The sequence below is a fragment of the Luteibacter sp. P4_E6 genome, assembly GCF_056401535.1.
In genome coordinates, this window is the sequence record NZ_JBFUJE010000118.1 from 1 (window position 1) to 10,082 (window position 10,082).

Annotated in this window: 12 protein-coding genes; 8 read left to right on the forward strand and 4 right to left on the reverse strand. The window is 65.7% G+C overall.

From position 1 onward, the window contains the following. Positions 1-387, reverse strand: a 387-nt coding sequence (locus AC1DT2_RS09635; RefSeq protein WP_477296022.1) for a hypothetical protein, incomplete at its 3' end; no start/stop codon positions are given. Between the two features lie 184 nt (positions 388-571). On the opposite strand from AC1DT2_RS09635, the gene AC1DT2_RS09640 reads away from it, so the two are divergent. Further along, entirely contained in the window at positions 572-1,348 is a 777-nt protein-coding gene (locus AC1DT2_RS09640) for a ferredoxin--NADP reductase (protein WP_213949566.1), read from the forward strand. 121 nt (positions 1,349-1,469) lie between these two features. Here AC1DT2_RS09640 and AC1DT2_RS09645 read toward each other — a convergent pair whose 3' ends face one another. After that, positions 1,470-2,132 (reverse strand): protein kinase family protein, encoded by a 663-nt coding sequence (locus AC1DT2_RS09645; protein ID WP_213949565.1) that lies wholly within the window; start codon positions 2,130-2,132, stop codon positions 1,470-1,472. Positions 2,133-2,215: 83 nt separating this feature from the next. Between AC1DT2_RS09645 and AC1DT2_RS09650 the strand changes: the two genes are divergently transcribed. The 3 genes from AC1DT2_RS09650 to AC1DT2_RS09660 all read left to right on the forward strand — a co-directional run bounded on the left by AC1DT2_RS09650 (position 2,216) and on the right by AC1DT2_RS09660 (position 5,313). Continuing rightward, the gene (locus AC1DT2_RS09650; protein ID WP_477296023.1) at positions 2,216-2,986 is read left to right on the forward strand and encodes a DUF3298 and DUF4163 domain-containing protein; all 771 of its coding nucleotides are present in this window, start codon (positions 2,216-2,218) and stop codon (positions 2,984-2,986) included. Then, positions 2,986-3,468 carry a DUF456 domain-containing protein gene (locus tag AC1DT2_RS09655; protein ID WP_213949563.1) on the forward strand — a complete coding sequence of 161 codons (483 nt, stop codon included), beginning with the start codon at positions 2,986-2,988 and terminating at the stop codon, positions 3,466-3,468. Before AC1DT2_RS09650 ends, AC1DT2_RS09655 begins: the two co-directional genes overlap by 1 nt. Before the next feature lie 72 nt (positions 3,469-3,540). Further along, positions 3,541-5,313, forward strand: coding sequence for a DUF885 domain-containing protein (locus tag AC1DT2_RS09660; RefSeq protein ID WP_477296024.1), 1,773 nt, complete (start codon positions 3,541-3,543; stop codon positions 5,311-5,313). A 22-nt stretch (positions 5,314-5,335) separates the two neighbouring features. Here the strand turns inward: AC1DT2_RS09660 and trhA are convergent, their stop codons facing one another. Next, the gene (gene trhA / locus AC1DT2_RS09665; RefSeq protein ID WP_477296025.1) at positions 5,336-6,001 is read right to left on the reverse strand and encodes a PAQR family membrane homeostasis protein TrhA; all 666 of its coding nucleotides are present in this window, start codon (positions 5,999-6,001) and stop codon (positions 5,336-5,338) included. A 128-nt stretch (positions 6,002-6,129) separates the two neighbouring features. On the opposite strand from trhA, the gene AC1DT2_RS09670 reads away from it, so the two are divergent. Then, positions 6,130-6,957 carry a universal stress protein gene (locus tag AC1DT2_RS09670; RefSeq protein ID WP_063572042.1) on the forward strand — a complete coding sequence of 276 codons (828 nt, stop codon included), beginning with the start codon at positions 6,130-6,132 and terminating at the stop codon, positions 6,955-6,957. 191 nt (positions 6,958-7,148) lie between these two features. Next, entirely contained in the window at positions 7,149-7,814 is a 666-nt protein-coding gene (locus AC1DT2_RS09675) for an energy transducer TonB (protein WP_477296026.1), read from the forward strand. A 42-nt stretch (positions 7,815-7,856) separates the two neighbouring features. Here AC1DT2_RS09675 and AC1DT2_RS09680 read toward each other — a convergent pair whose 3' ends face one another. Continuing rightward, positions 7,857-8,150, reverse strand: coding sequence for a hypothetical protein (locus AC1DT2_RS09680; protein ID WP_063572040.1), 294 nt, complete (start codon positions 8,148-8,150; stop codon positions 7,857-7,859). Positions 8,151-8,318: 168 nt separating this feature from the next. Here AC1DT2_RS09680 and AC1DT2_RS09685 point away from each other — a divergent pair, with 168 nt between their 5' ends. Beyond that, complete coding sequence (locus tag AC1DT2_RS09685) at positions 8,319-8,897, forward strand: cysteine dioxygenase (protein ID WP_063572039.1); 579 nt, start codon at positions 8,319-8,321, stop codon at positions 8,895-8,897. A gap of 46 nt (positions 8,898-8,943) precedes the next feature. Further along, positions 8,944-10,082, forward strand: a 1,139-nt coding sequence (locus AC1DT2_RS09690; RefSeq protein WP_477296027.1) for an FAD/NAD(P)-binding protein, incomplete at its 3' end; no start/stop codon positions are given.

Here is a 10,082-nt window from a genome sequence, read left to right on the forward strand (position 1 = left end):
AACCTCACCCGAAGCAGCCACCACCATTTCGATGTAACCAAGGATCTCCGCCACGCTGAGCTCGAAGACCCCCGCATCGCCATTGTCATAGGCCTGGCGCCAGACGGCGTAGCCGCTCTCCCAGGCCGTGTCCTCGTCGGATGCCGTGGTCAGCTCGCGCAGGCTCTTGTCCAGCGTGGTGCGCAGCACCGCAGCATGGTGCATCGCAGGCTGGGCGCCCCCCGGCACCCGGTGGTTGCGCAGCTTCACGCCAAGGATGGAGATGTGGAACACCTCCCCGTCGTCCGGCTCGATGCCCACCTTTCGGATGACAACGCGCGAGCCTTCCTCACCGGGGCGGTGGTCGTAGGTCCAGACCTGGCCCTCAGCGTAGTCGGGCTTCGTCATCGGTAGCACCTTGTTCCAGCGGGGATTTGCATCTTAAAGGTTGGGTCCCCCCGAGGATATGGATTATCCTTGACAGAACGACGCGCGAGGCAGCGCGGCCTCGAGGGCCGCTTCCCCAGCTGATCCCCGGCTTCCGCGCCTGTGCGGCGGTTCCGTCACTACGACTTCGAGGTTCGAACAGACCATGGTGGCATTGGCGACCGAGCACGTGATCGACGTGCACCACTGGAACGACACGCTTTTCAGCTTCCGCACCACGCGCGATCCCGGTTTTCGCTTCGAAAGCGGGCATTTCGTGATGATCGGCCTGGAAGTGGAAGGCCGCCCGCTGATGCGGGCGTACTCGATCGCCAGTGCGCATTACGAAGAGCACCTGGAGTTTTTCAGCATCAAGGTGCAGGACGGCCCGTTGACCTCCCGGCTGCAGCACCTGAAGCCCGGCGACCCGATCATCGTCAGCCGCAAGCCCACCGGCACGCTGGTCCTTAACGACCTCAAGCCGGGCAAGCGGCTGTACCTGTTGGGCACGGGCACGGGCCTGGCGCCCTTCCTCTCGATCATCCGCGACCCGGAAACCTACGAACGCTTCGACACCATCGTGCTCGCGCACGGCGTTCGCCACGTGAACGACCTGGCTTACTCGGAATACATCGAGAAGGTGCTGCCCGAGCACGAGTATCTGGGCCCACTGGTGCGCGAGAAGCTCCTCTACTACCCCACGGTCACGCGTGAAGAGTTCCGCAACCGTGGTCGCATCACGGATGCGATTGCCGATGGCGAGATGGCACGGAGCCTTGGCCTGCCGCAGATCAATCCTGCCGAAGACCGCGTGATGCTCTGCGGCAGTCCTTCGATGCTGGACGATATCTGCGTGCTGCTGGACGGCGAGGGTTTTCAGGCGTCGCCGCGTACGCGGGAGCCGGGGGACTATGTGATCGAGCGGGCGTTTGTGGAGAAGTAAGCTGGCCCGCTGCCGCGGGATCGCCGCTGAAGCGGCTCCCACATGGCCTGATCTACATGACCTGATCTACATGGCCTGATCTGCATGGCCCGATCTACATGGCCCGATCTACATGGCCCGATCAGCGGCGGATGCGGCCCTGGCCCTCGTTGTCCCAGTAGCCGAAGATGCGCCGTGCGATGAGCTTGTAGAGGCGTTTCCCGGTGGCGCGCCAGAGCCGTGAGTGGGGCGCTGGCGCCGAGAGGATCGCCCGCTGCCGGGCGGAAAGACGGTCTGGCGCATAGGTTCGTTTGTGCTTGAGCAGGTGGCGCAGGTCTTCTCGCGCCAGCAGGCGGAACAGGCGGCCACGGCGGCCGCGGGTCCACGCTATCTGGAAGTCCACCAGGCCAGGCGAGCCGTCTTCGCGAACCAGCCAGTTCGGTTCCTTGGCCAGGTCGTTATGAACGATGCCGCGCCGGTGCAGCCTCGCGAGCAGGCGCAGGGCGTCACGGTAATACGCCGGATCCAGCGGTTTTCCCACCTGCATCGGTTCGCCAGCCATGTAGCTGCGCTCGAGCACGCGCCCGTTCCACGCCAGCAGTCGCGGAACACCATCCATGCCGTCGAGACGGCCCAGAGCGCGCGCTTCACGCGCAGCGGCCCGGCGGGCAAACCCGCGCGCCCACCAGCGCGCCGCGGCAATGTCGCGACGAATCAACAGCACGCCATGGCGCTCGACACGCTCGATGCGGCCGAGCTCGTCGGCTTTGAGGAGGGTGACGGTTTCTGTCGTCGCGTCGTGCACGCTTTTCCTTCGGTTCGTTGACGCTTCCTGCGCTGCGGGAGGGCTACGCTAAGATGCGAGCCTTGCAGGGAGGAATTGCCGACATGCTGGTGCGACACATCCTGTCGCTGGTCTTTGCCACGGTCGGCCTTGYAGCCTGCCGCGGCGGAACGGACCGGACGAACGGCGGGGACTCGCCGCCGCCCGCACGGGCGAGCGTCGACAAGGATACCGAATCCGGCCAGGAGGGCCTGTATACGATGGAATTGTCCCTTCCCGACCTGCCTCCGAAGGCCGAGCCGCTGCGCGCGACCATCGAGCGCTACGTGGGTCGGCAGAAACGCGCCTTCATGGACAGCCTTGAGGCCCCCGGCGCGCGTGAACGCGCGCGGGAGCTTCCCTGGGACCTGAACCTGGATATCGCGATCGCCTCGCGTACGGACCGCTTCATCAACGTGCAGGTCGACGGCTCCGCCTTCACCGGAGCGGCGCATCCGGCAGCCATCGTGGACAGTTTCACCTACGACGTCGAAGCCCGTCGTGTCGTCGGCCTTCGCGAACTGTTCGCCGACCCGCATGCCGCCGAGAAGGCTTTTGCCGCCGAGGCGCGCCGGCAGCTGCTTACCGCCCTGGACGACCAGGACGAGCCGCTTGCGTCGGACAGTCAGCAGATCGATGCCGGTACGGAACCGGGCAAGGACCACTTTCGCGTGTTCAGCCTGCTGACGGGGCCGGACAACAAGGTGCACGGCCTGACCTTCATCTTCCCGCCCTACCAGGTGGCCTCGTACGCCGCCGGCCCGCAGGCCGTGGACGTCCCCAGCGACGCCTTTTCGGCCTACCTGAAACCGGAATATCGCGGGGCATTTCGTTGATGGACCTCTTCCTCTACGTGCTCGCCACCGTCCTGATCATCGGAGGCCTGGCGGGCGCCATCCTGCCCGTCCTGCCCGGTGTCCCGATGATCTTCGGCGGTATCTGGCTGGCCGCCGCGGTCGACGAGTACAACCACCTCGGCTGGGGATGGCTGGTGGCGATCGGCGCGGTCGCAGTGCTGGGTATCGCGGTCGATTTCATTTCCGGTTCCCTCGGTGCAAAGAAAATCGGCGCCAGTCCGCGTGCGCTCTGGGGCGCGGGTATCGGAACCACCATCGGCATGTTTTTCGGTCTTCCCGGGCTTCTCATCGGCCCCTTCGCGGGCGCCGTGATCGGCGAGCTATGGTCGGGCAAGAGCATCCTTCGCTCGGCCCATGTCGGCGTCAGCACCTGGTTCGGCATGCTGCTTGGCGTCGTTGCCAAGGTCGTGCTTTCGTTTCTGATGATCGGCATGGCCGGCCTCGCCCTCCTCTTCAGCTGACCGGCCATTCGGCACATTGGCCGGACCCGGGCACAGCGGCTAGTCTCGGCGGATCATCACGGGGAGACACCCATGTTCCGACGACTGACCCTCGCCGCCACCATCACGCTCACCATCGGCGCCGCCCAAGCGCAGGACACCAAGCCGGCCGACTGGATCGCGCGCAGCAACGCGGACGCCCAGACCCTGCTCGACATCACGGCCCGCTTCAGTCCGGAAACGGCAACCGATATCGGGGTGAAGGGCTACGATGAAAAAACGGCAGACCTGGGCCCCGACGCCGACAAGCGACAGCGCGAGGCGCTCGTCGCCGCGCGCGCGAAGTACGCGCAACGCCTTGCGGACGAAAAGGATCCCAACGTCCATCAGGACCTACAGATCCTGCTCAAGCAGATCGACGGCAGCATCAAGGGCATCGACCTCAACGACAAATACCTGCTGCCCTGGTACGACGCGGGCCAGATCGTCTTCAGTGGCGAGTTCTCGTTGCTCAACCAACAGAGCACGCCGGAACAGAACAAGGCTGCCCTCGGCCGCCTGAAGTGCTATGTCGGCATGGCCCCCGGTTGCACGCCGCTGGTCGACGAGGCGCGTGCGCGCACCAACGAGAAGATAGGCGATAAAGCGTTGCTCGGGCCCGTGAAGGCCGACGTGGAACAGAAGCTCGGCAACACGCAGCGCTATGTCGATGGCATCCGCAAACTCTTCGCCGAGAAGAAAGTCGCGGGCAGCGAGGAGGCCATGGCGAAGCTGGACAAGCAACTGAAGGATTACAACGCCTGGGTAACCAAGACCGTGCTACCGCACGCGCGCACGGACTTCCACCTGCCCGAGCCGCTGTATACCTACAACCTCGAACAGGTCGGCCTCGACATCGCGCCGCGTGACCTGATCGGTCGTGCACAGCTGGAGTTCATGGAAACGACCTATGCGTTGCAGGCGCTCGCGCCCGTCGTCGCAAAGGCCGAGGGGCTACCCAATGGTGACTATCGCGAGGTGCTCAAGGGGCTGAAGAAAAAGCAGCTCGCCAAGGACAAGGTGGAGCCCACCTATCACGAGGTCCTGCTGAAGATTGAAGACACGATCCGCAAGCAACGTATCGTCGAGCTGCCGCAGCGGCAGATGGCCATGCGTGTTGCCTCCGAAGCGGAGAACGCGCGCACGCCCGCACCGCACATGGATCCCCCACCCTTTGTCGGCAACACCGGTCAACGTGGCACCTTTGTCCTCACCACGGGTAACCCGCCCACCAGTGGCGAGAAGACGCAGATGTACGACGACTTCACCTTCGAAGCCGCGGCGTGGACGTTGACGGCACACGAGGGTCGGCCCGGTCACGAGCTGCAATTTGCCGCCATGGTCGAGCAGGGCGTGTCGCTCACGCGCAGCCTGTTCGCCTTCAATAGTGTGAACGTGGAAGGCTGGGCGCTCTATTCCGAAATGGAAATGATGCCGTACGAGCCGCCGGCAGGTCAGTTCGTCGCGCTGCAGTTCCGCTTGCTGCGTGCGGCGCGCGCCTTCCTCGATCCGATGCTCAACCTGGGGTTGATCGATCGCGATCGCGCGCACGACATCCTCGTCAACGACGTGGGCCTGTCCGAGCCCCTGGCACGCCAGGAACTCGATCGCTACACGCTGAACAGCCCCGGTCAGGCTACGGCCTACTTCTACGGCTACACACGCATTCTGCAACTACGCGCGGAAACGCAGGTCCGGCTGGGCAAGAAGTTCGATCGCAAGGCCTTCAACGATTTCCTGATCGCCCAGGGCCTGCTCCCGCCGGACCTGCTGGCCGAAGCGGTGCGTACGCGCTTCGTTCCGGAGCAGGAAAAGAAAGGCGGCTAGCCGGCCAGGCGCCGGCCCGTGGTCAACGGGCCGGCGCGTCGGGAATGACGTAAAGCAACACCGCCAGGAAATGCAGGACGCTGCCGGCCAGGACGAAAACATGCCAGATGGCGTGATGGAAAGGCAGCTTCCGCGCCAGGTAGAACGGCACGCCCAGCATGTAAGCCAGGCCGCCGCCGAAGAGCAGAAGCAGGCCGCCCGTTTCCACGTGCTCGCGCAGCGGCTCGATCGCGATCACCGCGACCCAGCCCATCAACACGTACATCAACACCGCGGCCTTGCGGTACCGCTTGAGAATGCCGAGTTCGGCCAGGCTGCCGATGATCGCCAGGCCCCAGATCGTGCCGAACAGACCCCAGCCCCACGCGCCCGGCAGGGCAAGCAGCGTGAACGGTGTGTAGGTTCCTGCAATGAGCAGGAAGATCGCGATGTGATCGAACGTGCGTAGCACGCGCTTGGCCGCGACGCCGGGGATCGAGTGGTACAGCGTCGATGCGGTGTAGAGCAGGACCAGCGTGCTGCCGAAGACCGAACTGGCCACCACGGCGCGCTGGCTGCCATACATCGCCGAGAACGAAACGAGGACGGCCAGCCCGGCGATGCTCAGCACGATGCCAATGGCGTGGATCACGCTGCTGGCAACTTCCTCGGCGAAGGGATAGCTCGGTTGGACGCTTTCGGTGGCCATGGCAATTCCGGACGGCACAAAGAACGAAGCGTAACCGATGCCGCGTGTTGTTGCGAAACACTCTCAATTGGACCCACGGCGCGGACACGGACATTGACCTGCATGCATCCCGCGTTGTTCCATGGGCCATGACACTCGAACTGCTCGTGCACATCGGTCGTCTTCCTCCGCAAGGCGCGGGGCTGCGTGCCGCGCTGGCCATCGCCACGCGCATCGACGCAAGACTCGACGGCATGCACGTGGTGGACCTGCCTGCGGCCGCCTTCACGGTTCCCGAAGCGGTACCGATGCAGCTGGATGCGGTCCGGCAGCGCTCCACCGACGCCAAGGCGGTCGGTGCGGACTGGACGGCACTGCTCGAGTCGCGGGGCCTCAAGGGCAACTGGCGAGTGGGCAATGGCGACACCGTCACCCTCCTGTGCCATGCCTCCGCCGGTTACGACATGCTCGTCATGGAGCGCTCGTCGACCATGCGCGGCGATGCACCGGTCGGCTTCGGTGTCGTCTCACGCACCGTCTTCGGCGCCAGCCGCGGGGTGCTCGTGGTACCCGAGGCGGCACCCGTCGAGACCCTGGGCGAACACGTGCTGGTGGCCTGGAGCGGAAGCCGCGAATCCGCGCTGGCCGTGCGCTCGTCGCTTCCGCTACTGCGCAAGGCCGCCCGGGTCACCGTCATCGACGGTAGCCGCGATGAAGATCTCGATACCTGCGCCCTGCCCGACACCGACATCTGTGGCTGGCTCGACACCCATGGCGTGAAGGCCGAGGTGCGCCGGCTGGATGCTGCCGCCCAGCCAGCGCCGGGACCGGCGCTTCTCGACCTCGCGCATCAGGAGGGGGCCGATCTCATCGTCATGGGCGCCTGGGGGCGGTCGCGGTTATCGGAGATGGTCTTGGGCGGGACCACCCGATTCCTGTTCATGCAGTCCGATGTGCCGATGCTGGTTGCGCACTGAGGCGACCCCGGAGGAGCATCGCCGCTGAAGCGGCTCCCACATTTACCTACTGGGCCGTCTAGACGGCCCTCTTGCAAGTTCCTGCGAAGCCTGCCTACTCTGCAACCGGACCTGAACACGATCCCCGCCGGTCCCCACCGGCCGTGTTCCCGACCATGCCTTACCTTCCCCCACGTTGCAGGAGGTGGCTCATGTCGTTCGCTCGTCCGCAATCCCTGGCCGGGGTTCACCCGGATACCGTCCGCATCGTCGCCATGAGTGCAGCCATTGCACTGAATGCCGCTGCGCTCATTGCCGTCATGCGACCCATGGTCGCGCACATGGTCGACGCGCCGGCGTTGCCCAAGGCATTCGTTCTCCAGTTCGTCGAACCGCCTCCGCCGGTGAAACCGCCCCCGCCGATCGAGCTCGAGCGCCTGCCGACCAAGGCACCTGTCATTACCCACGTGCAGAAGCAGGTCGAAGCACCGCCGGTCGTCGCACCGCCCGTCGCCAGCGACGAAGGCTCGGCACCGATGGTGCCGCCCGCACCGGCGGTCGATACGATCGCCCCGCCCTCCGTCCAGGCCGGACCGGTCGAGGCCACCCTGGCCTACGTCGCCGCACCCGCGCCGAAGTACCCCGCCCAGGCCATTCGCGGCCACATGCAGGGCACGGTGACGCTACGCGTGCTTGTGGACGAGACCGGTAAGCCGCTGGATGTCGTCATCGAGTCCAGCAGCGGGCACGATCTGCTCGACCGCGCCGCTCGCGATCAGGTCCTGGCCAGGTGGCGCTTCCAGCCGGCGCAGGCGTATGGACACACGGTCCAGGCCTGGGCGCGCATCCCGGTCACCTTCGACTTGAGAAGTATCTAAGGTACGGTAACGAAACGCCCCGGCTAGGCCGGGGCGTTTCACTCAGCGGTGGGTGGCGGGCATCACGACCACATCCGGGCGGCGCGACGACCGCGCGATGGCCCAGACGATGAAGGCCAGGAAGGCCACCGGCAGAAGCACGGGCAACAGGGCCAGGGCGACGACAGGCGCTACCAGCAGCATCGCCACGCCGCCGATCACGGCGCCCAGGATGCCGCCGACGATGCTGAAAACGCCGCCAATGATGCCGAACACCAGCTTCAGCACGGCGCCGAGCAGCGCGAAGACCAGCCAGAAACCAACGGCAAGGACGACGAGCGAGGTGAGGACGATCATGGCTTTACTCTCCGTGGGTCGATAGCCGCCAGGGGGCGGTTCCGACAGTTCGATGCGGCCTGCCTGGAAAGAGTTTAAACCGACTCTCGAAAGTCCCGGGTTACGAGTGTTTAACGGGGCCCATGCTCCACTTCCCGCCAGTTGATTTCATGTGGACGGCCTCGGGCCATGGGTAAGCGCTCCTCCATCATCAAGACCTTGCGGGACATCGCGCTCGATCATTCGGACGTGGAGCACCCCGACCTCGCCTCCATGGGGCGGGAGATCGGCCGCGTGCTGCATGGCCGCAGCGCCGATGTCATCGAAGCGCTGGGGCCGTTGCGCGAACGTCGCCGCGGCTTCGAACGCTGGATGGTCGCCGAGCGCGCGCGCCCGGGTGTCAGCATCCTGGTCCTCGCCTGGCCGCCGGGCTATGCCACGCCGGTGCACGATCACGGCGGACTCTGGGGTCTCGAAGCCATGATCGCGGGTGCTCTGGAAGTGGAATCGTTCGACAAGGACGACACCGACCATTCACTGCGCAGCACTGGCCGGACCTGGCTCGGCCCGGGCGATGCGACCTGGTTCGAAGCCGCCGAAGCCCACGCACACCGCTGCCGCAATTTGTCGCGGCATGACACGGCGCTCACGCTTCACGTGTACGGTGGCGATCTGGCACAGTACCTCGCGTATGAGCAGCCCGGTCCTTCGGGACACTGGATCGCACGACCGAGGCAATCGATTATTGCGGGACGCCTGACGGCCTGACGGTCTAACGGCCCTCCACCCCAACCCAAGGGCGAAGGACCAAAGCATGTTTCATAAAGTCGCCATCATCGGCGGTGGCGCAGCAGCGGCGACGCTGGTGAGCGAATTGCTGGAGCGTCGTACGCCCCGGCCGTTACACCTGAACTGGTATGCCGGCGCCCCGGGCGCCGGGCGCGGTGTCGCCTACGGCACGCCGTCCGAACGCCACCTGCTCAATGTCCGCGCCGCTTCCATGGGCATGTTCGTCGGCAAGCCGGGCGGTTTCCTCGAGTACGCACAGGCGCTGGATCCGACGGTGAAAGGCTCGGATTTCCTGCCTCGCCGCCTGTATGGCGATTTCCTGCAGTCTCGCGTCGAACAGGCGGTCAAGAACGCCGGTTCGTTCGGACACGACGTGAACGTCATTCCTTTCATGGCCGAGTCGTTGGTGCCTTCCAGTGAAGGCGTGACGATCGGTTATGGCGATGAAGTCGCGCACGCGGAAGCGGCGGTGCTGGCCATCGGCTCACTGCCTCCCCGCCCGTTGCCCGGCGTGGAAGATGCCGCCATCGCCAGTGGCCGATACGTCACCGATCCCTGGCCGTACCTCGTTTCCGCGCCTGCGGATGAGCGGCCGCTGCGCGTGCTGGTGATCGGCCTCGGTCTCACCGCCGTCGATGTCGTGCTCGAACTCTCCGCGCGCTGGCCGAAGGCGAACTTCACCGCCCTCTCCCGTCACGGCAAGTTGCCCGAGCCGCATCTGGCTTCCGCCTCCGCGCCGGGCGAGAAAGACGCCGAACTGATCGAATCGTTACGCGACGACGCCAACGTGCGCGCCTGGATACGCGCCCTGCGCGACGCCGCGGCGGAAGCCGACGACTGGCGTACGCTGGTCGACGGCCTGCGACCGTATACGCAATCGTTGTGGGCCGACTTGCCCGAAGGCGAGCGTGCACGATTCCTCCGTCACGCCCGTTGGGCCTGGGAGCGGGCGCGCCATCGTATGCCGCCGCAGGTCGCGGCCTCCATCGCCGACCTGGAGCGCGCCGGCCGCCTCACGCGTGGGCGTGGGCGCATGCGTGGCGTCTCGCTTTCCCTCGAGGGTGCGCTGGACGTCAAGCGCTTGGTTCCGGGTGGCGGTGAAGCGGTCGAGTCCTACGATATCGTCATTCAGACCGTCGGCCTCAATACCGACACGCTGCGCAC